The 24,956-nt window shown below is 71.4% G+C and carries 20 protein-coding genes and 1 pseudogene; 14 read left to right on the top strand and 7 right to left on the bottom strand.

The features are described from left to right. Nucleotides 1-135 precede the first annotated feature (135 nt). The 11 genes from ABD329_RS00305 (at nucleotide 136) to ABD329_RS00355 (ending at nucleotide 13,477) form a co-directional block, all read left to right on the top strand. Complete coding sequence (locus ABD329_RS00305) at nucleotides 136-2,895, top strand: phosphoenolpyruvate synthase (protein ID WP_198275023.1); 2,760 nt, start codon at nucleotides 136-138, stop codon at nucleotides 2,893-2,895. After that, nucleotides 2,888-4,603 (top strand): AMP-binding protein, encoded by a 1,716-nt coding sequence (locus ABD329_RS00310; protein WP_198275024.1) that lies wholly within the window; start codon nucleotides 2,888-2,890, stop codon nucleotides 4,601-4,603. The genes ABD329_RS00305 and ABD329_RS00310 overlap by 8 nt, the downstream gene beginning before the upstream one ends. Continuing rightward, nucleotides 4,600-6,255, top strand: coding sequence for a hypothetical protein (locus tag ABD329_RS00315; RefSeq protein WP_198275025.1), 1,656 nt, complete (start codon nucleotides 4,600-4,602; stop codon nucleotides 6,253-6,255). Before ABD329_RS00310 ends, ABD329_RS00315 begins: the two co-directional genes overlap by 4 nt. Before the next feature lie 16 nt (nucleotides 6,256-6,271). Further along, nucleotides 6,272-6,577 (top strand): phosphopantetheine-binding protein, encoded by a 306-nt coding sequence (locus ABD329_RS00320; RefSeq protein WP_198275026.1) that lies wholly within the window; start codon nucleotides 6,272-6,274, stop codon nucleotides 6,575-6,577. Beyond that, nucleotides 6,574-7,728, top strand: coding sequence for an SDR family oxidoreductase (locus ABD329_RS00325; RefSeq protein ID WP_198275027.1), 1,155 nt, complete (start codon nucleotides 6,574-6,576; stop codon nucleotides 7,726-7,728). Before ABD329_RS00320 ends, ABD329_RS00325 begins: the two co-directional genes overlap by 4 nt. Next, nucleotides 7,725-8,729, top strand: a complete 1,005-nt coding sequence (locus tag ABD329_RS00330) for a nucleoside-diphosphate kinase (protein WP_198275028.1) — start codon at nucleotides 7,725-7,727, stop codon at nucleotides 8,727-8,729. The genes ABD329_RS00325 and ABD329_RS00330 overlap by 4 nt, the downstream gene beginning before the upstream one ends. 15 nt (nucleotides 8,730-8,744) lie before the next feature. Continuing rightward, nucleotides 8,745-9,731 carry a ScbA/BarX family gamma-butyrolactone biosynthesis protein gene (locus ABD329_RS00335; protein ID WP_198275029.1) on the top strand — a complete coding sequence of 329 codons (987 nt, stop codon included), beginning with the start codon at nucleotides 8,745-8,747 and terminating at the stop codon, nucleotides 9,729-9,731. A gap of 52 nt (nucleotides 9,732-9,783) precedes the next feature. Beyond that, nucleotides 9,784-10,692 (top strand): UbiA family prenyltransferase, encoded by a 909-nt coding sequence (locus ABD329_RS00340; protein ID WP_198275030.1) that lies wholly within the window; start codon nucleotides 9,784-9,786, stop codon nucleotides 10,690-10,692. A gap of 5 nt (nucleotides 10,693-10,697) precedes the next feature. Further along, nucleotides 10,698-11,963 (top strand): amidohydrolase family protein, encoded by a 1,266-nt coding sequence (locus ABD329_RS00345; protein WP_309142596.1) that lies wholly within the window; start codon nucleotides 10,698-10,700, stop codon nucleotides 11,961-11,963. 88 nt (nucleotides 11,964-12,051) lie between these two features. Then, entirely contained in the window at nucleotides 12,052-12,915 is an 864-nt protein-coding gene (locus ABD329_RS00350; RefSeq protein ID WP_198275031.1) for an SAM-dependent methyltransferase, read from the top strand. Nucleotides 12,916-13,018: 103 nt separating this feature from the next. Continuing rightward, complete coding sequence (locus ABD329_RS00355; protein WP_198275032.1) at nucleotides 13,019-13,477, top strand: MarR family winged helix-turn-helix transcriptional regulator; 459 nt, start codon at nucleotides 13,019-13,021, stop codon at nucleotides 13,475-13,477. 377 nt (nucleotides 13,478-13,854) lie between these two features. Here the strand turns inward: ABD329_RS00355 and ABD329_RS00360 are convergent, their stop codons facing one another. From ABD329_RS00360 to fae, 5 genes are all read right to left on the bottom strand, one after another. After that, nucleotides 13,855-15,024, bottom strand: coding sequence for an iron-containing alcohol dehydrogenase family protein (locus ABD329_RS00360; protein WP_198275033.1), 1,170 nt, complete (start codon nucleotides 15,022-15,024; stop codon nucleotides 13,855-13,857). A 46-nt stretch (nucleotides 15,025-15,070) separates the two neighbouring features. Beyond that, nucleotides 15,071-16,006 carry an NAD(P)-dependent oxidoreductase gene (locus ABD329_RS00365; protein WP_198275034.1) on the bottom strand — a complete coding sequence of 312 codons (936 nt, stop codon included), beginning with the start codon at nucleotides 16,004-16,006 and terminating at the stop codon, nucleotides 15,071-15,073. A 76-nt stretch (nucleotides 16,007-16,082) separates the two neighbouring features. Beyond that, nucleotides 16,083-17,603, bottom strand: coding sequence for an aldehyde dehydrogenase (locus tag ABD329_RS00370; protein WP_198275035.1), 1,521 nt, complete (start codon nucleotides 17,601-17,603; stop codon nucleotides 16,083-16,085). Beyond that, nucleotides 17,600-18,712 carry a mandelate racemase/muconate lactonizing enzyme family protein gene (locus ABD329_RS00375; RefSeq protein WP_198275036.1) on the bottom strand — a complete coding sequence of 371 codons (1,113 nt, stop codon included), beginning with the start codon at nucleotides 18,710-18,712 and terminating at the stop codon, nucleotides 17,600-17,602. Before ABD329_RS00375 ends, ABD329_RS00370 begins: the two co-directional genes overlap by 4 nt. After that, nucleotides 18,709-19,248: a formaldehyde-activating enzyme gene (fae, locus tag ABD329_RS00380; protein WP_198275037.1), complete on the bottom strand. Its 540-nt coding sequence runs from the start codon at nucleotides 19,246-19,248 to the stop codon at nucleotides 18,709-18,711. The genes ABD329_RS00375 and fae overlap by 4 nt, the downstream gene beginning before the upstream one ends. 202 nt (nucleotides 19,249-19,450) lie before the next feature. On the opposite strand from fae, the gene ABD329_RS00385 reads away from it, so the two are divergent. The 3 genes from ABD329_RS00385 (at nucleotide 19,451) to ABD329_RS00395 (ending at nucleotide 23,377) form a co-directional block, all read left to right on the top strand. Next, nucleotides 19,451-20,332, top strand: coding sequence for an IclR family transcriptional regulator (locus ABD329_RS00385; RefSeq protein ID WP_214664488.1), 882 nt, complete (start codon nucleotides 19,451-19,453; stop codon nucleotides 20,330-20,332). A gap of 175 nt (nucleotides 20,333-20,507) precedes the next feature. Further along, nucleotides 20,508-21,986: an NAD-dependent succinate-semialdehyde dehydrogenase gene (locus tag ABD329_RS00390; RefSeq protein ID WP_198275039.1), complete on the top strand. Its 1,479-nt coding sequence runs from the start codon at nucleotides 20,508-20,510 to the stop codon at nucleotides 21,984-21,986. Nucleotides 21,987-22,012: 26 nt separating this feature from the next. Beyond that, a complete protein-coding gene (locus ABD329_RS00395) occupies nucleotides 22,013-23,377 on the top strand; it encodes an MFS transporter (protein WP_198275040.1) in 1,365 nt (454 codons plus the stop codon). A gap of 78 nt (nucleotides 23,378-23,455) precedes the next feature. Here the strand turns inward: ABD329_RS00395 and ABD329_RS00400 are convergent. Further along, nucleotides 23,456-23,647: pseudogene (locus ABD329_RS00400) on the bottom strand (TauD/TfdA dioxygenase family protein); the annotation flags it as partial. 308 nt (nucleotides 23,648-23,955) lie between these two features. After that, nucleotides 23,956-24,912 carry a GlxA family transcriptional regulator gene (locus ABD329_RS00405; RefSeq protein ID WP_198275041.1) on the bottom strand — a complete coding sequence of 319 codons (957 nt, stop codon included), beginning with the start codon at nucleotides 24,910-24,912 and terminating at the stop codon, nucleotides 23,956-23,958. Nucleotides 24,913-24,956: the final 44 nt, after the last annotated feature.

The following is a 24,956-nucleotide window of genomic DNA, read 5'->3' on the forward strand; positions in this document are numbered from 1 at the left end:
CAAGACGTCATGAAGTGGCCTTGTATAAAGAGGGGGGAAGGATCGCAATCGCCAGACCCGTGGGGTACGGTGAAACTTCCTCGTGATCAAGCGGGGGTGTGTTTCGCGATGCGTGCCCGGAGGCCGAGGAAACCGATGCGAGCCATAGTCCACGACAGCCTCCCAGGTGAGGCCGCGAAGCTGGCGGGCGGGAAGGGGAAGAATCTCCATGAGCTCTCCAGGAACGGGCTCGCCGTCCCCCGGTGGGCAGTCGTCGGGCTCGATGTGTTCCAGGAATTCATCGCCGGACTCGACGAGGCGGGACGCATCGAGGATCTGCTCGCCGAGGTCACCCGGGACAATGTGGACCGAATCTCCCGACAGTTGGCCGAAATCATCGAGTCGGGGGAGTTGAGCGACGACGCCGCGTCGGTCGTCGAAGAAGCGTATGCGCATGTGGGGCGCCCCCGGGTCGCGGTGCGCTCTTCCGGTGTGGAGGAGGACGGCGCGGAGCTCTCCTTCGCCGGGCAGTTCGCCACCTTCCTCAATGTGTCCGGGCTCCCCGATGTGACGGCGCACGTCAAGAAGTGCTGGGCCTCGGCGTTCTCCGGGCGATCGCTGCACTACCGGCTGCGCCATGGGCTGCCGCTGCGTGACGCGGGTATCGCCGTCGTGGTGCAGGACATGGTGGACGCCGAGCGCAGCGGCGTCATGTTCACCGCCAACCCGGTGACCGGCGACCGGCGGCAGTATGTGGTCAGTTCCGTGTACGGACTGGGTGAGGGTCTGGTCTCGGGCGCGGTGGACGCCGACACCGTCGTCCTCGACGGCGCCACGGGCGCGGTGGAAGACACCGTGCTCGGCGACAAGCAGGAGCGCTATCACCTGGATCCGGCGGGTTCCGGATATCTGGTCGCCGAAGTGGAGCCGGCCGACCGGGAGAGGCTGTCGCTGGAGCCGAAGGACATAGCGCGGCTGCACGAGGCCGGGGCGCGCATCGCGGCGGTCTTCGACACTCCGCAGGACATAGAGTGGGCGCTCGCGGACGACGCCCTGTGGATTTTACAGGCCCGCCCGATCACCGCGCTGCCGGATGCGATCCAGCCATCGGAGGATGAGTTAGGGCGGAGCGAAGGCGAACTCCGGATCTGGGACAACGCCAACATCATCGAGAGCTTTTCCGGAATCGTTTCACCGCTGACCTACAGCTTCGCGGCCAATGTCTACGGCAGGGTCTACGAATATTACGCCCGAGGTCTCCGGGTCCCGCCCGCCGCACTGCGCGAGATCGAGGAATGGGCTCCCCAAATGCTCGGCTATTTCCATGGCCGGGTGTACTACAACCTGCTCCACTGGTACCGGATGGTACGGATCGCGCCACTGTACAAACTCAACAGGAAAGTACTGGAGGTCGCGATCGGCGTCGAGGAGCCACTCGACGACGAAATGGCCGAGACCATCTACCCGTACACCTTCTCCTCCTCCTTGCGCGGCCGGCTGTCCCGCGCGCGGACGGTGGCCGCTTTCGTACGCCGCTTCCTCACCATGAACCGCTCTGTCGAACGTTTCATGGCCTACTTCTACAAGGCGTACGAGGAGTTCGACAACGTCGACTACGACGCGATGGAGGGCCAGGAGGTCTACCGGCGATTCCGCGCCCTGGAGAAGGACCTGCTGGAGAAGTGGGGTCCGATGCAGACCCTGGACGCGACGATTCTCTGGTCCATCGGCGCGCTCGCCCTGCTGAACAGGGCCTGGCTGCCCGACGCCCCCGAATGGCTCACCTGGAGCGCCGCCAGCCCCGGCTCCCGGGTGGAGTCCATCGAACCCGCCCGTGCGCTCTCGGCCCTCGCCGCCACCGTCCGTGACGACGCCGAACTGAGCCGTCTCATCCAGGAGACCCCGGCCGCGGACACCCATCAGGCGCTGCGCGACGGCGGCCACACCGCGTTCCTCGCCTCGGTGGACGAGTACGTCGCCGCGTACGGCTATCGCAGCCTCGACGAACTCAAGCTCGAAGTGCCCGATCTGCGGGAGGACCCGTCGACCCTGTTCGCCATGGTGCGTGCCGCGCTGCCCGAGGTGGACGCCCATTCCGGCGACAAGGCCGACGCCTATCTGGACGGGCGTCTGCGCGGGCCGCGCCGGATGCTCTACAACCTCGTCCGCCGCAAGGCGCAGACCTCCCTCTACAACCGGGAGCGGCTGAGGTTCTGCCGCACCCGCGCCTTCGGCTCGGCGAAGCGGATGCTGCGCGCCATGGGCCGCGATCTCGCCAGGATGCGGGCGATCGACCACTGGAACGACGTCTTCTTCCTGCGCCTGGAGGAGTTGCGGGGCGCCTACGAGGGCACGACGGCGCACACCGATCTGCGTGGCCTCGTGGAGCTGCGCAAGCGTCAGCGGGCCGAGGACGAGCAGCTGTCCGCGCCGTCCCGGTTCACCACCCGTGGGGCCGCCTACTGGCGGGGCAATCTGGAGCGGGCCGGCTTTGTGAAGGGCGGCGTGGCGCGCACCGGCGTCCGGGAGCTGCGCGGTACCCCGTCCTGCCCCGGTGCGGTGGAGGCCCGCGCCGTCGTCACGGACACCCCGGTGGATGTGGACGGCGGAGTCCTGGTGACCTACCGCACGGATCCGGGCTGGGTCGCCGCGCTGCCGTCCGCCTCGGCGCTCATCATCGAGCGGGGCAGCCCGCTGACACATGTGGCGATCGTCGCCCGTGAGCTCGGCATTCCGACCGTCGTCCAGGTCAAGGGCGCGGTCACGGAGATCGAGACCGGGATGCGGCTGAGGGTGGACGGCGGCACGGGGGCGATCACGTTCCTGGACGACGACACCCCGGCCGAAACCGGCACCGGGGCCGGAACGGACAGCGGGGCCGAGGCCGGGAAGGCGAAGGTGGCGAAGAGTGAGTGACGCACTGCTCTCCTGGCTGACGGATCCTCCTCGGGCGGCCGGAGATCCCGGAGACCTCCACGGCCGGGGCATCCACCTCGCCGACGACCGAGGTGGCTGGGAATTCCACGGATACCCCGAACTCGCCGCCTCCGCACGGCGGGTGGCCGGATCGCTGGCGGCACGGGGGGTGCGCCCCGGCGATGTGGTGGGTGTCCTCCTGCCCACCGGTTTCCCGTGCCTGTCGTCGCTCTTCGGCGTCTGGGCCGCGGGCGCCACGGTGTGCCTCGTCCCCCCGCCCGCCTTCGCCGCCGAGGCCGAGTACGTGGAGCACACGGCCGGGATCCTGCGGCAGACCGAGGCCGCCGTCACCATCACCGCCGAGGGCCTCGCCCCCCTGGCGGCCCGGGTGCTGGCCGCCGCGGGCTCCGACCGCGAGCCGTGGATCTGGCGCGATGACGGCGATGAGCTCCAACCCCGTGAACCCGGCGAACTCGCCCTCCTCCAGTTCACATCGGGCTCCAGCAGCCGGCCCCGCGGGGTCCGGGTCACATGGGCGAACCTGGAGGCGAACCTCGCGCTGATCCGGAACACACTCGGCTGGCGCGCGGGCGACGCCGGGGCCTCCTGGCTGCCGCTCCACCACGACATGGGGCTCATCGGCTGTCTGCTCACCCCCGTGAGCGTGCGGGACGATCTGTGGCTCATGCGCCCCGAGCAGTTCATCCGCGATCCGGCCCGCTGGCTGCGGTGTTTCGCCGTCGCCGCGCACACCGCCGCCCCGCCCTTCGCGTTCGAGTACGCGGCCCGGCGGCTCGGCGACCGGCTCGCGGACCTGGACCTGTCCGCGTGGCGCAATGCCATCGTCGGCGCCGAACCCATCAACCCCCGTGCGCTGGAGCACTTCGCCAGGCTCGCCGCACCCGCCGGGTTCTCCCCCTCCGTCTACCTTCCGTCGTACGGGCTCGCCGAGGCGACGCTCGCGGTGACCGTCCGCACCTCCGGCGCCCCCGCGCCGACCGTGCGCGTGGACACCGGCACGCTGCGCTTCGGGGGCCCCGTCACCATCGACGACGAGGGCGAGTTCGCGAGCTCCGTGAACCCGCCCGCGGACGACGGCGCGGACGGCTGGCTGATCGGCTGCGGCGGCCCCGGCGACGGGGTGGGCGCCACGGTGGTCGACGACGAGGGACGGCCCCTGCCGGACGGCCACCTCGGCGAGATCGAGGTGACGGGCCCGTCGGTGACGAGCGGCTACCACGCCGGACGCACCGGCTCCACCCGGTACGTCGACGGCGGCATCAGGACCGGCGACGCCGGGTTCTTCCACCGCGGCGAGCTGTTCGTGCTCGGCCGGATGGGCGACAGCCTCAAGGCGCGCGGACGCAGCGTCTACATGGAGGACCTGGAGGCGAAGGTGGTCTCCGCGACCGGGATCGCCCGGGAGAAGTGCGCGGTCGTCGGTGTCGAGGGCACCGGCGGCACCTCGGTGGCGCTGTTCGCGGAGAAGGCCGAGGGAGCGTGGGTGGCGGACGCCACGCTCATCCTGCGCGGCGCGCTCGGCGACGACGTCGCCATCACCGTCGTCACCGGCCGCAGCGGGCTGATCGACAAGACGTCCAGCGGCAAGCCGAGACGTCGCCACATGTGGGAAGAGCTGCGAGCGGGCCGCCTCAAGGGCGCGCGCGTCCTGGAGACGGCCCATGCCACGACCGGGAGGCCCGTGTGATCCTCAGCGAGGACTATCTACAGAACCTGCTCGACAAGACCATTCCGCAGATCCACTCCGTCGCCGACTGCGCTGTGGTCCTCGAGGGTTCGATCGCCGAGGGCTTCGGCAATTCCTCGTCCGACATCGACTTCCTGCTCATCGCCGACAGCGACGCCGATCTGCCCACCATGCCTTCGCTCCTGTTCCTGGACGGGCGGCGGGTCGAGGTCAGGACCCGCTCCGTGCGGCAGCTCGCCGAGCAGTTCTCCGCGATCACGGCCGACACGCACGACCACGTGGGCGCCGTCCCGGAGGATCTGCTGAACCGCTGTCAGCGTCTGCTGCGCAGCTTCCCGCTGCGCAATCCGGACCTGGTGGCGAAGGTCAAGGGGCTGATGTCCCGCGACGACTTCCAGGACACGATGCGGGAGTGGTGGGCACACCACGCGCGCCAGTCGATCCGCTACGCGCTCGCCCTGCGGGAGCTCGGCCAGGAGGAAGAGGCCGCGGCATGGACCGAGGCCGGACTGCTCCAGGCGGTGAAGTCCTGGGCGGCGGGGCGGGGAGAGACCTATCTGGAGCCGAAGTGGCTGCCGATGCAGCTGGACCGCATCGGCGACCAGCCGCAGTGCGACCGGTACCGGACCCTCGCCTCGCTGGAGGCGTCGGGCCTCGACCCCGCCGAGTACATCACCGCGGGGGTCGGGCTCACGGCCGATCTGGGGGTGGCGGGCGCCGAACCCGACTCCGAGCGGATCACCGTGGCCAGGGCCGCCGGGGTGACCACCTGGCAGACCGGCGACCGGGTGCATGTCGTGCGCGACAAGCAGGATGTGTTCGTCCTCGGTGACCGCGCGGCACGGGCCTGGCGTTCGGTCGTCTTCGGCCGGCCCCTGGGGAGCGTAGTGGCCGCCGCGGAGGCGTCAGGAGCGCCGCAGGCGGGCCCGCAGATCGCCCAGTTCCTCCGGTTCGGCCTGGTGAAGGTGGCGTGGAAGGGCGACGGTCCGATCGTCCCCGCCATGCCACTGGCCGCCCCGTCCGGCCCTGTCACACCGCCACCGAGTGTCGCGCGGCCCATCGTCACCGTGGGCGGGGCGGCGGTCGGCGGTGCGGAGGGCATCGATCTCGTGCCCATGCCCGCCCGCCGGTTCAGCGCCGCCGCGATGACCCTGGTGTGGTCCAACGTGCTGGTGGAGAACGCCCGCGAGGACCTCACCGGCGCCCTGGACCGCGAGCAGTGGAGCGTGGCCGAACTCAGCGCCCGGCGGATACTGCGGGCCGCGCTGCGCGGCGTGCTCAGCGCCTACGGAGTCAACCCGTTGCCCCCGGACTCCGAGGTCGTCCGCAGGCTGTCCCTCCTGCCGGCGGGATCGGACACCGACGAGATCCGGGCCAAGGCCCGGCACCTCGCGACGCTCCCGATCGCGTCCGGGACCCAGGGCAGTGCGGCGCTCACCGCGCTGGACGACTTCGTGGCCCTGGTCCGGCACACGATCGGCGCGCACAGCTTTCCGTCCTCCTTCGACTCCTCGGACGGATGGCGGCAGACCCTGGAGATCGGCTACGACTGGCTGCGCCTCGGCGCCCACCTCGACGCGGACCTGCCCATCGACGAGGCGAGCGATCTGCTGTCCAGCGGTGGCGCACAGCCGCATCTCGCCACCACCTGACGCTGAGGGAGGAACGTTGACGTCAAGCACCAGCACACCATCGCTGAACGAGGACGAGACGCGGAGCAAGGTGTACGCGATCGTCGGCGCGATGGCGCCCGCGCGGGACGCGAACCTGACCGACGACACCGAGCTCTTCGCGGATCTGGCCTATGACTCGCTCCGGCTCATCGAGTTGACGCTGGCGCTGGAGGAGGGCTTCGGACTCGGGGAGCTCGCTCAGGAGCGGACCGCCACGGTCACCACACTCGGCGACATCGTCCGCCTGGTGACAGAGGTACGACGCGAGAACGAGGCACGGCAGGCGGAGGCGGGCCGATGACGGAGCGCTTGAGGATCCTGGTGACCGGAGCGGCCGGGCTGGTCGGCGCGGAGGTCACCGCCCGGCTGGTGGCGGCCGGGCACCGGGTCACCGCCCTGGTCCACAACCAGCCGGCGGTCATACGCAACGACGGCACCCCGCTGGAACCGGACGCCGTCACCTGCCTGCCGGGCGATGTGACCAAGCCCCGGCTCGGCCTGCCCGAGGCCGCGTACCAGGCGCTGGTCGCGGACGGCCTCGACCGGATCGTGCACTGCGCCGCGATCACCGACTTCGGCCTCCCCGACGAGGTCTACCAGGCGGTCAACGTCGACGGCACCGCCCACGTCCTGGAGCTGGCCCGCGCCGGCGGGGTGCCACTCGTGCACGTGGGAACCGCGTATGTGTGCGGTGAGCGTGACGGACTGATCCGCGAGACGGAGCTGGACGAGGGGCAGCGCCTCGCCAACGCCTACGAGGAGAGCAAGTTCCGGGCCGAGACCCTGGTGCACAAGGCCCAGGCGGACGGGGTGCGGGCCGCGATCGTCCGCCCCAGCATCGTGGTCGGAGACGAGCGCACCGGCGTGGTGCGCGACTACAAGAACATCTATGTCGTCCTCAAGCTGGCCACCGAGGGCAAGGTCCGCTCCATCCCCGGCCAGTACGAGGCGCGCCTCGACCTGGTGCCCGTGGACTACGTGGCGGACATCATCACCGAGGTCACCCACCGCTTCGAGGAGGCGGCGGGCCGGACCTTCCACGCGGTGGGCGCACCGCTGACGCTGCGGGACTTCTCCGATGTGATGGCCGAGTACCCGCCGTTCCACGTGCCGCGGTTCGTCCCGCCGACCAGCTTCGACGCCCAGCGGCTGCCCCGCCGGGAGCGGGCGTACTACGAGCGCGTCATGACGCTCTACGAGAGCTACTTCCGGCGCCGGATGCGCTTCGACGACTCCCACACGGCGGACCTGGCCACCCGCAGGCCCCCGGCGGACGGGCAGGACTTCCTGCGCGCGCTGATCGACCACTGCCTGGAGACGGGCTACCTGGGCGCACCGCCTGCCGACGCCACCGAGGTGCTCGCCCGGCTGAACATGACGGGCCCGGACGGGACCTCCGCGGCGAGCGGGGCCGGCCCGGCCGCGAGCGATGTGAACGGAGCCGGCCGATGACCGACGACACCACGAACGGCCGGCCCTTCGGCGACGACATATCCCCGGCCCTCAGCCGCGATCCGCGCAAGCGCGTCCTCTTCGGCTCGGACACCTACTTCCTGGAGAGCGTCGAACAGCTCGCCGCCCTCACCGCCGACGTCGACGGCTTCCTCCACCGGCACGCCGCGCTGCTGCTCAAGCCCGACGCCGTGGTCAGCAGGCAGTTGCCGACGGCCGTCGACTGGCTGGCCCGGGAGGGCTTCCGGATCGTGGCCGCGGAACGCACCCGGCTCACCCCCAACACCGTGCGGTCGCTGTGGTACTTCCAGTGGAACCTGGCCACACCGGAGCGCCGCCGTCTCGCCGATCTGTTCACCGACACCTGCGACTCGGTGGTGCTCGTGGTGCGCCGGGACGCCGACGGGGCCGAGGCCCCGCCGAGCGTACCCGCGTCGGTCGTCCTGACCGAGCGGAAGGGCCCCACCGACCCGCGGGCCCGGGTCCCCGGCCAGCTCCGCTACGCGACCGGCCGCTACAGCTATCTGCTGAACCTCGTCCACACCCCCGACGAACCCGCCGACGTGGCACGGGAGTTGGGCATCTACTTCGGCGCGGCGCTCCGACAGCGGGTCTACGCCGCCGCGCTGGCCGGCGAGGACCAGTCGGCCCGCGCTCGTGAGCTCGGCGAGCGGTTGCACACCGAGGTGCCCGAGCGGGACCTCTCCTTCGAACCGGCCGCGGAACGGCTCGAGCGGGCCGTGGCGGAGGCGGAGGAATCCCTGGCCCCCGGCGCCGTCCGGGACGAGCTGCGCGCCGCCCGGCTCGCGGCCCGGGACCAGGAGGGCCACCGACGGCTGATCGAGGCCGTCTGGCGGGCCGGGCTGCCGCTCGACGCCTGGGACATGGTGATCGTCGGCTCCCATGTCCTGCCCATGAAGCGCAAGGGGCTGGCGCCCGTGCTCGGTGGGGTCAGCGTGTCCGACTGGCAGCACCACCTGGCGCGGTCGGCGGTTCGGTAACACAGAGGGGTAAGCATGGACACGGTGGAATTCAGCCAGACGGTGCCGCGTGAGCTCGTCCATCGGCTGAGCCTGGCCGAGGTGTTCCTGACCGGCGTGCTCGCCCGGGACGAGGACACCCTCGACATCGGGGTGCAGATACCCCGCTCACACGCCTTCTACCGGGACACGGCGGGCTGCCGCCACGTCTATGACCCGATGGTCCTGGTGGAGGCCGTCCGGCAGTCGCTCCTCATGCTGGGCCACGATCTGTTCGAGAACCCGTTCGGCACGAAGTTCATCCTGCGGGACATCGCCCTGCGTGACGCGGACATCACCGCGCTCACGGTGGGCGACGTACCCACCGAGGTGGTGCTGCGCTGCCGCATCGTGCGCCGCTTCCGTGGCCGCGAGGGGCTGAAGGGGGCGCGGCTGTCCTACACCGCGCTGATCGGCGACCGCGTGGTGGCGACGCTGGAGGGCTCCATGTCCTGGCTGACGCCCGCCCAGTGGCAGGCGACGCGCGAGGAGGTGCGTGCCACGCTGGGGCTGCCCGTCCAGGCCGCGTTCACGGCGTGTGAGCCGGGGGAGCGGATCGGGAAGGCCCTGGTCGACCGCAGGGACGTGGCGAACGTCGTCATCTCCCCGCTTCAGCTCCAACTCCCGCCGGACGGCGATGGGACGGGGACCGCGCGGCTGCTCGTGGACACCAGCCACCCCGTGCTGTTCGACCACCCCCTGGACCATGTCCCCGGCATGCTGACCCTCGAGGCGTTCCGGCAACTGAGCATCGCCACCGCCGTGGAGACAGGGGCGCTGCCGTCGGCGTCGGCCGTCCTCACGGGGCTGAAGGCGCGCTTCACCGGTTTCGGCGAACTGGATCTGCCGATCACCTGCGAGAGCGTCCGGGTGGAGGACGACGGGACGAGCGCCGTTCTGCGCTGCGTCATGAGGCAGGCCGGACACACCATCGCCGACGGCGAGCTGCGCCTCAGCCCGGCACCCACGGAGCGGCCGATATGACCGCCGCTCCCGGCACGCTCGGCCGTCCCGTGCCCGGGAGACGGTGGCGGCGTTGAGCGATGTCCTGACCGCTTCCCGGGTACCGGCCCGGTTGGGCCGTTTCGTGCTGCGGATGTTCCGCCCGCAGATCTACGTCACCTACGGCGTGCTGTGGACGCTGACCCTGGAGGGCTCGGCCGAGGCACTCTCGGGACCTTCCTCGCACTGGACGCCCTCCGGGGCGACCGCGGTGCGCGCGGTGAGCGTGGTGCTGGCCCTGCTGTTCGCCCGTATGGTCGACGAGCAGAAGGACCTGGAGTACGACCGCCGGCACCATCCGGACCGTCCGCTGGTGACGGGCGCCATCACGGTGGCGGAGCTGCGCGGCGCGATGGCGCTGATCACGGTGGTCGTCGTCGTGCTCAACGCATTCGTCTCCGCCCTCTCCGTGCTGCTGATCCTGCTCGCCCTCGGATACACGCTGTTCCTGGCCGCGCTGGAGCGCTGGTCGCCGTGGATCGGCGAGGCCCTCATCGCCAATCTCCTCGTCAGCTATCCGGTGCAGCTGCTGCTCTCCGGCTACCTCTACGTCTCGCTGCTGACCGGCGACGCGATCGACGGTGACGGTCGGGCCGTCCCGCTGATGGCCATGTTCGCCTGCGCCTTCCTCCAGTTCGAGTTCGCGCGGAAGACCGAGTGGCGGCGGGACCCGGAGGCACGGCTGTACTCGGAGGTGCTCGGCCCGCGCGGCAGCGCCGCCGTGTCTCTCGCGCTCGCCGTGGGCGCGGTGGCACTGGGGCTCCTGCTGTTCGGGACGCGGGGCCTGCTGCCGGCGCTGAGCATCGTCTTCCCCGCGCTCGGCGCCTGGCGCTTCCTCGTACGCGGAAAGCCATCCGGGCTGATGCTCCCGGCGATGGGCTTTGTGCTCTTCTTCAACCTGCTGTGTTTCTACGGCTCCACAGCGATCGCGATCGGACGGTGAGAGAGGTGCGGCCGGTGATCATCGACAAGGTGCGGATCTTCGACGGGACGGCGATGCTGGGCCCCGGGGCGGTGGAGTTCGCCGACGGGGTCATCACACGCGTCCTGACGGAGCCCGCCGCGGCACCGGGGGCATCGGCGTCGGCCGATGTGATCGACGGAACGGGCCTGACGCTGCTGCCGGGGCTGATCGACGCGCATACGCATGTGTTCGGCGCCGAGAGCAATCTCGAACTGGCGCTGGCCTTCGGCGTGACGACCGAGCTGGACATGTTCATGGGCCCGCCGGAGCTCACCCAGGCCCTGTGCACGGCGGCGGGCGAGCGTGCCGACCTCGCCGATATGCGCAGCTCGGGGCTGGTGGCAAGCGCGCCCGGAGGACACCCCGGCCACGCCATGCCGCTGCTGCCGACGGTGGCCGGGCCCGATGAGGCCGACGCCTTCGTGGCCGCGCGACAGGCGGAGGGCGCGCACTTCATCAAGATCATCGTGGATGACGGCGCCAACCACGGGATGTCGCTGCCCGCCCTGGACGAGGCGACCGTGACGGCGCTCGCCGACGCCGCGCACCGCCGTGGCCTGCTCACCGTGGCCCATGTGTCCGCCGGATGGTCCGCGCGACTCGCCCTGGACAGCGGTGTGGACATGCTGACGCACCTTCCGCTGGAAGCCGCTCTGGACGACGCGTTCGTCAGCCGGACCGCGGACGGGAAGCGGGTCGCCATCCCCACCCTGGCCATGCTGGAGGCATCCGCCCCGGAGACCCCCTCCCGGCCCCGCACCGGACGGTCGCTGGCGGCCGATCCGCGCATCGTCGGCTACCTCCCGGATCACGCCCGTACCGCGATCGCGGAAGGCCGTGAGGGCCTTTGCGTGGAGAAGGAGTCCCCCGAGCACCACTTCACCCACGCCCTGGCGAGCGTGGCCCGTCTGCACCGGGCAGGAGTGCCCGTGCTGGCGGGGACCGACACCAACTACCGGCCGGACCGCGCCTGCCCGGTCGTCCACGGCGCCAGTCTCCACACCGAGCTGGCCCTCCTCGTCGAGGCCGGACTGACTCCGGCGGAGGCGCTCACGGCGGCGACCTCGGCGCCCGCCGCGCACTTCGGCCTCTCCGACCGCGGGGTGATCGCGCCGGGTCGGCGCGCGGACCTCGTCCTCGTCGAGGGCGACCCCACCAAGGACATCACTCGCACCCGGTCGATCGAGGCGATCTGGCGCGGCGGCGTCCGCTTCGACCGCGAGGCGTACCGCCGGCGCACCGCCTCATGAGCGGGCGCGACACGCGCATGAGCGGGCGCGACACGCTCCTGAGCGGGAGAGACGATATGAGAGACCACCACATGAAGCGGAGGACCACGTGACCGACGGACACGAGCGCCTGGCGGGAGTCAGCAGCACCGCGCTGTTCGTGGGCATCACCCGCGCGAACGAGAGCCGGCGCCCGGAGCGGCTGTTCGAGGACACCCTGGCCACGCGTTTCGTCGACGCGGCGGGCCCCGAGCAGCAGGCGGTCTGGACCGAGGGCCAGGGAAAGCTGTTCACCGAGGCCGTGGGCGACTACTTCGCCCTGCGCACCCGCTACTTCGACGACTACTTCATGCAGGCGTGCGCGGCCGGCTGCCGCCAGGCGGTCCTGCTCGCGGCGGGCCTGGACACCCGCGCCTTCCGTCTGCACTGGCCGGACGGGACACGCCTCTTCGAACTGGACCAGCCCGATGTGCTCGACTTCAAGGAACGCGTCCTCCAGGGCGAGGAGCCGCGCTGTGAGCGCGAGGTGATCGCGGCCGACCTGCGCGAGGACTGGCCCTCGCTGCTGGCGAAGCAGGGCTTCCGCGAGGACGTGCCGACGGCCTGGCTGGTCGAGGGGATACTCGTCTACCTGCCCGAGCGCGACGCGGACCATCTGCTCGACCGGATCACCGCGCTGTCCGCGCCGGGCAGTCATCTCGGGGTTGAGCATGTCACCCGGTCGATGGTCAACACCGACCAGGCCCAGGAGGCGGCGTCCGCCTCCCCGGAGGGCATCATGGGCATGCTGTCCTCCCTGTGGAAGAACGAGATGACGCAGCCTCCCGCCGACTGGCTCGCGGACCACGGCTGGAGCGCCGCCGAGGAAACCCTCACCGACCTGGCGGAGCGCCACGCCCGGCCCGTCCCTCCGGTGTTCGACCCGGCCCTCCCCGGCACGGGCCGCGTCCGTCTGCTGACGGCCGACCGGTGACCGACCGCCGCCCCCGGGTGATCTCCTTGACTTCAACTTAGGTTGAACTTTTACGGTCGATCCCATCGTCAACCGAGTTCACACAACGACGGAGGGACCGGCCATGGGGTACTCCCACAGCGACGCCGAACTGGTCAAGCAGCCCATCGGGTACTGGAGTTGGGCGGCCTACAAGGCAGTGGTCAGCCGCATCCAGGCCGCTCTCGCCGGGATCGGCGTCACCCAGCCACAGTGGTGGGTCATCGCACAGGTCGCACGCGCCGACACCGTCAAGACCCGCGACGAGGTGTCCGGCCTCCTCCGCAACTATCTCGACGCCGGTCCCGAGGTCATGGAGGCGGAGATCGACCGGGCCGTCGCCCTGGGCTGGATCACCGAGGACGCCGAGGGACGCCTGGACATCACGGAGGAGGGCCGGGCCCTGTACGACAAGGCCGCGGCCCTCCAGGACGAGCTGTGGGCGGAACGCCACGCGGGCATCTCCGACGAGGAGTACCTGACGACCATGAAGGTGTTGCAGCGCTTCATCCACAACACGGGCGGTCACGCCTGGCACCACTAGCGCGTTCGCGTGGTCACGGGTGTGCGGGCGGTTCGCACCGCCCGGCACACCCACCGCGGTGGCCTACCTTGCGGGCTCGGCCGGTACGTCCGCCGGGTCAGCTTCCCCGGGTTCCTCACCACGTAGATCCGGGCCACCCGCCCGTTCCGCACCTTCGCCACCTCCCGGCCCCGTGGATCGGGGCCAGGGCGGCGGCCACCACCCCGCCACCGTCAGTGATCATGACGGCGTTCCCCTTCGCTGTTCGCCGGTTCGGCATGAAGGCGCCGTCGGCTCCGCGGATGTGACAGCCATCGCGCGCGACGCGCCTGGATCGCCGGGGTCACGAACCAGGCGCGCGCGGTCGGTACGGGCTGCTGATCGGTATGCGGTGGCGATCAGTATGTGGCGGTGAGGATGTTCAGGACCTGCGTCTGATCGGGCGACAGCGGATTGTTCTTCGTCACCGCGTCCGCCACCGCCCCGGCGGCGATGGAGGGCAGCATGGCGCGGTCGGCGCCGAGCGTCCTCAGGGGGCGTTTCACCTCGACGGCGCCCGCGATCTCGCGTACTCCCTCGATGGCTGCCCGCGCCCAGTCCCCGTCGGCGGGCGGGTCGAGGCGCATGGCCCGCGCCACCTGTTCATAGGCGGCCTGTGCGGCGGGAGCGTTGAACTCCATCACCTCCTCGAGGACGGCGGCGAGGGCGACGCCGTGTGGTGTGCCGGTGTGCGCGGTCAGCACATGGCCGATGCCGTGGACGAGTCCGAGCCCGGAGAGGGTGAGCGCCTGGCCCGCGAGATGGGCTCCCAGCATCAGCTCGGCACGGGCGTCGAGGTCCGAGCCGTTCCGGTACGCGGCGGGCAGGGCGCGGCTGACCATGGCCACCGCCTGTGTGGCATAGGCGGTGGAGACCGGGTTCGCGCCGCGCGAGGCGAGCGACTCGATGCCGTGCACGAGGGCGTCGATCCCGGTGGCGGCGGTGGCGGCGGCGGGCAGCCCCAGGGTGAGCTCCGGGTCGAGCAGCGCGACACGCGGCTTCACCGAAGGGTGGCCGATGTACACCTTGCGGCACGCGGCGGTGTCCTCGATGACGCCGAAGCCGTTGGTCTCGGCGCCGGTGCCGGAGGTGGTGGGGATCGCGACGAGCGGCAGCCCGTCGCCCGCCTCCCAGAGGTCATCGGCGTCGGCGGCCGCCGCGCTCGGGTTGCCGACCAGCAGGGCGATGCCCTTCGCCGCGTCGAGTACCGAGCCACCGCCGAGGGCGACGACCGCGGCGGCGCCGAACGTACGGGCCCGTGCGGCACCCGCGTCGACGTTGGCGGTGGACGGGTTGGGCGCCACTTCGTCGTAGACGGCGTACTCCAGCCCGACGGCTTCGAGGGCCTTGAGGACCGGCTCGAGGACGCCCGCGGCGCGCAGGCCGCGGTCGGTGACGACGAAGGCGCGATCGTGGCCGGTTGCCGCGATCAGGGCGGGGAGCCGGTCGATGCGGCCGGGGCCGAACTCGATGCGGCAGGTGGGGTCGATGCTCAGCGGTGTGGGTCCGCCGGGCCCGGTAGAGGTCATGGGTGCGGCTCCTGACGTCGTGGGGCGGGGTGGCGTTCGCTCGCCGTCAGACCGCGGCGGTCGCGTCCAACGGCGCGGTGGCCTGGAGGGCCAGCCGGAACTCCTGCCCGGCGAGGGCCTCGTAGAGGCGGACGGGGCTCATCTCGCCCGCCAGGTCGCCGTGCTCGGTCCTGGAGCGGCGGAAGATCTGCTCGACCACGGCCGAAAGCTCGGTGGGCACGCCCAGGTCGCGGCCGAGGTCGATGGCCAGGCCGAGGTCCTTGCAGGCGAGGACCATGGCGAAGGAGTCGTCGTAGTCGCCGTCGGTGAGGATGCGGATGAAGTCGTGCTCCAGGAAGTAGGACGCGGCGGAGCTCTTGAGCAGGGAGTCACGCAGCAGGCCGAGGTCGACGCCCGCCTTGGCGCCCATCGCGAACACCTCCGAGGTGGCCACGAGCTTGCTGAACCACAGCAGGTTGAGCAGCAGCTTGACCGTGTAACCGGCGCCGAGCGGGCCGACGTGCAGGATGCGCCGCGGGTCGCCCATCGCCTCCAGCGCGGGCAGCGCGGCCCGGAAGTCGTCCTCGGCACCGCCGACGAAGATTTGCAGGGTGCCGGAGTCGGCGCCGTGCGACATCCCGCAGACGGGCGCGTCGAGCCGGCGCACCTGCCGGGCGTCCAGCACCTCGGCGGCGATCCGCTCGGCCGCCGCCGGGGTCGAGGTCGACATGTCGACCCACAGGGCCCCCGGCGCCAGGGCCGCGGCGGCGCCGCCCCGCAGCAGGACGTCCTCGACCACACGCGGTGTCGGCAGGCTGGTGATCAGGAGTTCCGCGCCGTCCGCGCACGCGGCGGGCGTGTCGGCCCATCCGGCGCCGAGCGCGAGATGCTCCGCGGCGGACTCGGGGCGGATGTCGTGCACGGTGACCTGGTGACCCGCCTGGATCAGGTGGCGGGCCATGTGGCGGCCCATGTTGCCCAGGCCGATGAAACCGATCCTCATCGTTGTCCTCGCTGTGGTGAGAAGAGAGAGTAAAGGGAGAGGGGCGTCGTGGAGGTGGTCGTGAACCGGGCCCGGTTCAGGCCAGGTTGACCCAGGTGGTCTTCAGCGCGGTGTACGCGTCCAAGGCGTGCAGGGACTTGTCACGGCCCGCGCCGGTGGCCTTGAAGCCGCCGAACGGGGTGATGACATCGCTGGCGTCGAAGGTGTTGATCCAGACCGTCCCGGCCCGCAGCCGCTTGGCGGCGCGGTGGGCGACGGCCACGTCACGGGTCCATACGGAGGCGACGAGCCCGTAGTCGGTCTCGTTGGCCAGCCGGATCCCCTCGTCGGTGTCGCCGTCGTAGGACACGACGGCCAGGACCGGGCCGAAGATCTCCCGCTGGGCGACGGCGGAGGTGTTCACCACCCCGTCCAGCACGGTCGGTTCGACAAAGCTGCCGCCCGACTCGGTGAGGGCGCGGCCACCACCGAACACCACGTTCGCCCCGTCCGCCACGCCACGCTCGATATGGCCGAGGACCGAGGCCAGCTGGTGCTCGTCGACCAGGGGGCCCATGACGGTGGCCGGGTCGAGCGGGTCGCCCATCCGGAAGGTGTCCGTGGTGATCCGGCGCACGGCGTCCAGCAGCCGGTCCTTGACGGAGGCGTGGACCACGACCCGGGAACCGGCGTTGCAGGTCTGCCCGGCGTTGTAGAAGATGCCCCAGGCCACGGCCGACGCGGCGGCCTCGATATCGGCGTCCGCCAGCACGAGCTGGGGCGATTTGCCACCCGCCTCGACGGCCACCTGCTTGCCGTTGGACTCGCCCGCGTACACCTGGAAGAGCCGGGCCACCTCCACCGAGCCGGTGAAGGCGATCTTGTCGACCTCGGGGTGGCGGCCCAGCGCCTGTCCGGCGACCTCGCCACGCCCGGGGACGACGTTGAACACCCCGTCCGGCAGACCCGCCTCGGAGGCGAGAGCGGCCAGCCGCAGGGCGGCCAGCGACGTCTGCTCCGCGGGCTTGAGCACCACGCTGTTGCCGGTGGCCAGGGCCGGGCCCAGCTTCCAACTGGCGATGAGCAGGGCGTAGTTCCACGGGATGACCGCGCCGACGACGCCCAGGGGCTCCCGGGTGATCAGGGCGAGCGCGTCCCCAGGTGTCGGCGCCACCTCGTCGTAGGTCTTGTCGATGGCCTCGGCGTACCAGGCGATGGTCTCGGCGGCCTTGTCCACGTCGATCCGCACCGACTCGGTGATGGGCTTGCCCATCTCCAGGGTGTCGAGGAGGGCCAGCTCCGCCGCGTGTCCGCGGATCAGGTCGGCCCAGCGCAGCAGGACGCGCTTGCGCTCCTTGGGCGGGAGGTCACGCCAGCGTCCGTCCTCGAAGGCGGCGCGCGCGCCGCGTACGGCACGGTCCACGTCCTCGGCCCCGGCCGCCTGCACCTTGGCGAGCACCGAACCGTCGCGCGGCGAGTGGCTGGTGAAGGTGTCGCCGGAGAGCGCGTCGGTGAAATGGCCGTCGATGAACGGCCTTGTCTCGAAGGTCAGTTGGTCGGCCGCGGCCAGCCACTGGTCGTGGGTACGGGAGAGCAGGGCGTCGATGCCGTGCGTCATGTGATCCTCCACCGGTCGATCGCGTCTTCGTCCAGCTCGATGCCGAGGCCCGGCCGCGCGGGCACCTCGAGGTCGCCGTCGCCGCCCACCCGCACCGGGTCGGCGAGCATGAAGTCACGGCGCTCGGGGGTCCACCCGGGCGGGTCGTAGGGGAACTCGAAGTACGGCCCGCCGCCGACTCCCGCCGCCACATGCAGATTGGCGAGCACCCCGATGCCGTTGGTCCAGCTGTGCGGGGTGAAGTGGCGGTGCTTGAGCTGTGCCAGTTCCGCCAGCGTGCGGGCGCGGTGCATGCCGATCGCGAGCACCACGTCCATCTGGTAGATGTCGAGGGCGTCCTCTTCGAGGTAGCGCAGCAGCTCGGTGGGGGAGTGGTGCATCTCGCCCGCGGCGATCCGCACCCCGGGGTTCTCGGCCCGCAGGCGCTTGAAGCCCGCCACGTCGCAGTAGGGCAGCGGCTCCTCGACCCAGAACACATCGAGTTCGGCCAGCCGTGCGATGGTCTTGCGGGTCCGGGCCAGGTCGGTGGCGCCCGCGGTGTCGCCCGCCATGCGCCACGACTGGTTCAGATCCACCATGATCTCGAAGTCCGCGCCCAGCTCCTCGCGCACCGCGCGGACCGCGGCGACGCCCTCGTCCACCTGGTTGCGGTCGATGCGGATCTTCATCGCGCGGAAGCCCGCCGCGCGGACCTTCAGCGCGGTGGCCACGCGCTCCTCGGGCGATTTCAGCTCGCCACAGGAGGCGTAGGCGGGCAGCTTCTTGGCCGCGTTCCCGAACAGCTCCGCCACCGGGCGGCCGTGGACCTTGCCGATGATGTCCCACAGCGCCGCCTCCAGCGGCCAGTAGTGGGCGCCGTGGAAGTTCGCGGTCTCGATGGCCTTGACATGCCGGGTGATGTCGAGCGGGTCCTCGCCGACGAACAGGTGCTTGTAGGTGTCGAAGCCGTCCATCAGGTCACCGGAGCCGATGCCGGTGATCCCCTCGTCGGTGTGGACGCGGACGATCGTGGCGTCGAAGTGGCGCCTCGGCTCGGGGTCCCAGGCGGCCCGGAACGGCGGGTCCAGCTCCAGCCGCAGCCGGTCCAGGGTGATATCCGTGATCTTCATCGGGCGAGCGCCTCGGAGGTGGGGACGTAGAACGGGTTGGCCGGGCCTTCCTCGGCGATCGCGAGGACATCGGCCACGGTCGGGGTGGCGTTCACCGCGGCCCGCACCGCGCCGTACGCGGCGGAGCGCTGGTTGCGGAAGGACACATCCAGGTCGTCGACCGCCGGGTTCACCCAGATCGCGGCGATGATCAGCAGGTCGTCGGCCTCTTCGGCGGGCAGCAGCCCGTCCCGGACCGCGTCCGTGACGCCCTGCGCCAGACCGGCCTGGGCGGAGCCCCACGTGGCGCGCTGGTGCAGCTCACCGTCGGCGGCGGCCTTCGTCACGAACAGCGTCAGCGGCTTCACCGGGACGGAGGGCCGCACGATCGTCAGGAACGGGACGTGTCCGGCGCTGGGCGTGGCCAGCGCCGTGGCCCAGGCCGTCTCGACGGGTCCGCCCTTGCGTCCGATCACGACGTTCGTGTGCGCGGCGTTGGCACCCTCCCCTACGAAGGACTCGCCGATCAGGGCGGTCGGGGCAAAAGGCGATGGCATGGGATCTCCTGGATCTCCGGGAGCGGGGAATCGGCGGACCGACGGGATGAACCTCGCATTCACCGCAGTTCATCCGGTCCGATGCGGCGAATCTAGAACCGCCGCCACCCCCTCGCAAGGCACCCGCTCGAATCGAAATGCCGGTTGCTCTCCCGACAACCCGGCGGCTGACCTGGGGGTTCCCAGGGGGTGCGCGCTTAGGATGGCGCGCGTGACGAACCTCCCCCCTCGCGGCACCGATGGCCCCCTGGACCCCGCCGATCCGCATGGCGCGGGCCCCCGCCCCGACTCCTCCGGCGCCGGAGACACCACCGCCCCGCGCGGCCACGGGCTGCGCCGTGACATCGACCTGCTGGAGGCGCTCGCCTCCGACGAGGCCCAGAACGCCGGCGGACTCGGCGTCGTACGCCTGGCGCAGCTGGTGGGCCGGGAGAAGACCCAGGTCTCGCGGGCCCTCAAGGCCCTGGCCGCCTCGGGCATCGTGGAGCGGGACCCCGACACCCTGGAGTACCGGCTGGGCTGGCGGCTCTTCTCGCTGGTCGCGCGGACCTCGCAGAACCGGCTGGTGCGCATGGCGGAGCCGGTGATGCACGCGCTGTCGGCGGACGTGGAGGAGACCAGCCATCTGTGCGTCCTGAGCGACCGCGAGGTGCTCACCCTGCTCTCGGTCTCCGGACACTCCTTCCGCGTCCACGGCTGGGAGGGGCGCGGAGTGCCCGCGTGGCAGACCTCGGCCGGGCGTGTGCTGCTGGCCGATGCCACACCCGATGAGCTGTACGTCCGCTTCGGCACCACCTCCACGCCGCCGATTCCCGAGCTGTGGGCGCTGATCCAGGAGGCGTCACGCCAGGGCTACGCGAGGGTCAGCGAGGAGTTCGAGGCCGGTCTGGTCGGGGTCTCGGCGCCGGTGCGCGACTTCCGGGGACGGGTCGTGGCGGCGATCAACATCTCGGCGCCCAAGTCCCGGCTCGGCGACCGCCTGGACCAGGCGGGCCGCACCACCGCCAAGGCGGCGGCACGCGTCTCCGCGCTGCTGGGCTGGGAGCCGCGGCACACCCCGTTCCCCCGGGCCCGGCTCACCTGAGGACGTCCGAACCGGTTGGCCGCCCGCCCGTCCTCCTCCCCGTCGTGTGCGGTGAGTTGCCCTGACAGCAACCACCATTGCGATCCGAGAAGCAGCCTTGTCGGCCGTATGACGCGCTCGTAAATTCACCGCGAACCGGACCAGCCCCCGTTCGGAACGGAGAAAAGAGCAGCTCATGAACCTCCCCGGCATAGAAACCCTCGTCAAGGCGCCGTTCGCCGAAGGCGATGTGTTCATCGCCGGCCGCTGGTGCGCGGCCGAGGACGGACGGACGTTTCCCGTGCATGACCCGGCCACCGCGGAACTGATCCGCGAGGTGTCCGCGGCGGGCCCGGGCGACGCCGTGGCGGCGGTCGACGCGGCCCAGGAAGCCGCCGCCGGATGGCGGGCGACGCCGTCCCGCCGTCGCTCGGAGGTGCTGCACACCGCCTTCGCCCTGATGCGCGAGCACACCGACACCCTCGCCCGCCTGATCGTCCTGGAAAACGGCAAGGCGTACCGGGACGCGGTGGCCGAGGTCGGTTACGCGGCGGAGTTCTTCCGCTGGTTCGCCGAGGAGGCGGTGCGGATCGGCTCCTCGTTCGGCGACGCGCCCGGTGGCGGCTTCCGCCACGTCGTACGCAGGCACCCGGTGGGCGTCACCGCCTTCGTCACCCCCTGGAACTTCCCGGCCGCGATGGCCACCCGGAAGATCGCCCCGGCGCTCGCCGCCGGCTGCCCGGTGCTCCTCAAACCGGCCCCGGACACCCCGTTCACCGCCCTCGCGATCGCCGCCCTGCTGAGCGAGGCGGGCCTGCCCGACGGGCTGCTGAACGTGCTGCCCACCGACCGCGCACCCGAGGTGGTCTCGGTCTGGCTCCGTGACGAGCGGGTCCGCAAGTTCTCCTTCACCGGCTCCACCGCCACCGGCCGGAAGCTCCTGGAGCAGGCGGCGGCGAACGTCGTCAACGTGACCATGGAACTGGGCGGCAACGCCCCCTTCATCGTCCTTGAGGACGCCGACGTCGACGCCGCGGTGCGCGGTGCGATGGACGCCAAGATGCGGGGCGGCGGCGAGGTCTGCATCGCCGCCAACCGGTTCTACGTCCATCAGTCGGTCGCCGCCGAGTTCACCGGGAAGTTCGCGGCGGCCATGATCGCGGTACGCGCCGGGGCGGGACTGGAGGAGGACGTCACCCTCGGCCCGATGATCAACCGGACCGCCGTGGAGTCCATCCGCTCCCTGGTCGACGACGCGGTCGGGCGTGGCGCGAGGGTCGCCGCGCGGGGCGGCGTACCCGAGGGCCCCGGCTGCTACTATCCGGCGACCGTCCTGGTGGACGTCCCCGAGGACGCCCGGATCATGAACGAGGAGGTCTTCGGGCCGGTCGCGCCCCTCGCCACCTTCGCCGACGAGGACGAGCTGGTGGCCCGCGCCAACGCGACGGTGCACGGTCTCGCCTCGTACATCTACTCCCGCGACGTGGCCCGGGCCCTGCGCGTCTCCGAACGTCTGGAGAGCGGCATGGTCGGCCTCAACCGTGGCCTGCTCTCCGACCCGGCAGCGCCCTTCGGCGGCGTCAAGCAGTCGGGTCTGGGCCGGGAGGGCGGCCGCGAGGGCATCGAGGCGTTCCTGGAAACGCAGTACATCGCCCTCGACTGGCCGACCGGCTGACTCCCCCTCTAGGTAAGGACCCGCACATGGCAACGACGCCTGTGACCGAGCACAACGAGCCCAGCACACCGCCGGGCGCACCCGCCACCGAACGCGAACGGAAGCGGCTGCACACCAAGCTGAAGCTGGCCACCCAGATCGGCCAGGGGATCGACGGCTACATCATCGGCGGCATCGGCCTGGCGATGGGGGCGATCACCGACGACCTCCATCTGACCTCCGTGGAACAGGGGCTGGTCGGCGCCGCACCGCTGATCGGCATCTTCGTCGGAGGGCCGCTCTTCGGCCGGCTGGCCGACCGGTTCGGACGCCGGCCGGTGTTCCTCATCGACATGCTGATCTTCCTGGTCGGCTCGGTGCTCCAGTTCTTCGTCGGGGACGGCACACAGCTCTTCCTCATCCGGCTGGTGATGGGTGTGGCGATCGGCGGCGAGTACGCGATCGGCGCGCCGCTGCTGTCGGAGTACGCGGGCCGACGTGGCCGCGGGCGGCTGCTGGCGAGCCTGGAGATCAGCTGGTACCTGGGGTACGCGCTGGCCACGGTCGTGGGGGCGCTGTTCACCTCCGTCGACGGCGGCTGGCGCTGGTCCCTGGCGAGCAGTGCGGTGATCGCGCTGGTGTGTGTGACCCTGCGCGGTGGCATCCCGGAGTCCGCGCGCTGGCTGCTGAGCCAGGGCCGCCGGGACGAGGCGGAGGCGCTGATCGAGAAGTACGGCATCGAGGTGGATGTCGCCGCGGAACTCGACGAGCGCGACGAGGTGCGGCGGGACGGGTTCCGCGCGCTCTTCAGCCGGCAGCACATCCGCTCCACGGTGTTCGCCAGCGTCTTCTGGGCCGCCCTCGTGCTGCCGTACTTCGCCATCGGCACCTTCTGGACGGATGTCTTCGAGGCTCTGCACATGGGGGACAACGCGGTGGCGGCGCTGCTCGTCTACTCCTTCACCGCCGTGGCCGGTGTCACCGCGGGGTGCCTGGTCGTGGAGCGGATCGGCCGCCGCAAGCTGCTGATCCCGCCGTTCTGGATCACGGCCGGGTGTCTGGCCCTGGTGGCGGTGTGGCCGTCCTCCACCCCCGTCATCGTCGTCGGCTTCCTGTTCTTCATCTTCCTCAACGCCGCCTCCTCCGCGCTCACCGCGGTCTATCCGCTGGAGGTGTTCCCCACGTCCCTGCGCACCACGGGCGTCGGCTTCGCCACGGCCATGAGCCGGGTGGGTGCCGCGATCGGTACGTTCCTGCTGCCGATGGGGCTCGACCACTTCGGAGCGGAGTTCGTGCTCCTGGTCGGCGCCGGAGTGCTGGTGGTCGGCGCCGTCGTGTCACAGTTCCTGGCGCCGGAGACCACCGACCTGGACCTGGCCCGTGCGGCGCGCACGGCCCGCGAAGGGGCGTAGCGGCACCCGCCGGGCCCGCCCGGTGTGCGGATCGCGCACACCGGGCGGGCCCCTTCATGGTGCGGAGGACGGTGGTCCTCAGGCGGCGGCCGGGGTGTAGTGGCCGGCCTCGTCCCCTTCGAGGACATGGCTGCGCTCGCCGTCCACCCCGACCGGGGCATCGCCCGCCACGGTCACCCGGTGCAGCAGACGCGGCAGATCGCCGTAGTCGTCGGGCGCGTAGTGCTGGGTGATGCGGTTGTCGAAGACCACCACATCACCCGGGGACCAGGACGTGGGCGCCCCGCGCGAACCGGGGGGAGGTGGCCCCTCCGCCTCGGGAGGCGCTACGGCGGGGTGGTGCCGGAGGGGCACCGGCCGCTGCGGCGGACCGCGCCGGTGGGGAGTCGGATGGCAGATATATGCAATGTTTGTCGCTCGGAACGGATTCTTCCGCGCTGATTCGTGTCAGACTGAACGTAGGCCCTCGCCGCTCCCCCGTCGGTGAGGGCCCTTTACTTTCGGCCTGGGCGGCTCCTGTGGCTCCTGTGTCCCGGTGGGCCCCGTCGCCCCCGGCGCCCCCGTCGGCCGACCGTCCGTCAGCGCGTCCGGTCGCCGAGGGTGCTGCGGAAGCGGGCGCGGTAGACCGTCGGGGAGACCCCGAGGGTGTGCTGAAAGACCCGGCGCAGCGACTCCGAGGAGCCGAACCCGGCCTGCCGCGCCACCTCCTCGACCGTGCCGGTGCCATCGGCGAGCAGGGTCTGGGCGGCCTCGACGCGCACGGATTCGACGTAACGTCCGGGAGCCATGCCGACCTCGGTGCGGAACAGCCGCTCCAGGTGACGGACGCTCACACCGCCCGAGTCGGCAAGCGTGGCGAGCGTGTGGCTCCCGGCGGGGTCCGCGGTGACGCGGTCCATCACCCGGCGCACCGCCGGATGCCGGGGTCCACGCGGCGCCAGCCGCGCGCTGAACTGCGCCTGCCCTCCCGGGCGGGCCATGAAGACCACCAGCTGCCGGGCCACATCGCGTGCCACGTCCGCGCCCCAGTCCTCCTCGACCAGCGACAGCGAGAGATCGATCCCCGCGGTGATACCGGCCGATGTGGCCACGTGGCCGTCCCGGACGAAGACGGGATGGCCGTCCACCCGCACCCGCGGATAGGCGGCGGCCAGTTGTGACGCCAGTTCCCAGTGCGTGGCGGCGCGGCGGCCGTCCAGGATGCCGGCCTCGGCCAGTACGAAGGCCCCCGCGCACACGGACGCCACGCGCTTGGCCCGCGTTGACAGGCTGGCCACCAGCGCGACCAGGTCGGTGTCGGCCACCGCCGAGCGCCAGTCCCTTCTGCCGGGGACCAGCAGGGTGCCCAGGCGCCGCGGCAGCGCGCCGGGCGCGCCATCCGCGCTGATCACCAGCCCGGACGAGGTGGCCACGGCGCCACCGGCGAGGGAGACCACCCGTACGTCGTAGTCGGCACCGTAGTGATTGGCCGTGGTGAAGACCTCCACCGGACCGGTGACGTCCAGCAGCTGCACGCCGTCGAACGCGACGATCACGACGGTGCGTCCGCCACCGGATGCCCGTGATGCCCGTGAGGGTC

The sequence above is a fragment of the Streptomyces javensis genome (assembly GCF_039525925.1).
Lineage (GTDB): Bacteria > Actinomycetota > Actinomycetes > Streptomycetales > Streptomycetaceae > Streptomyces > Streptomyces asiaticus.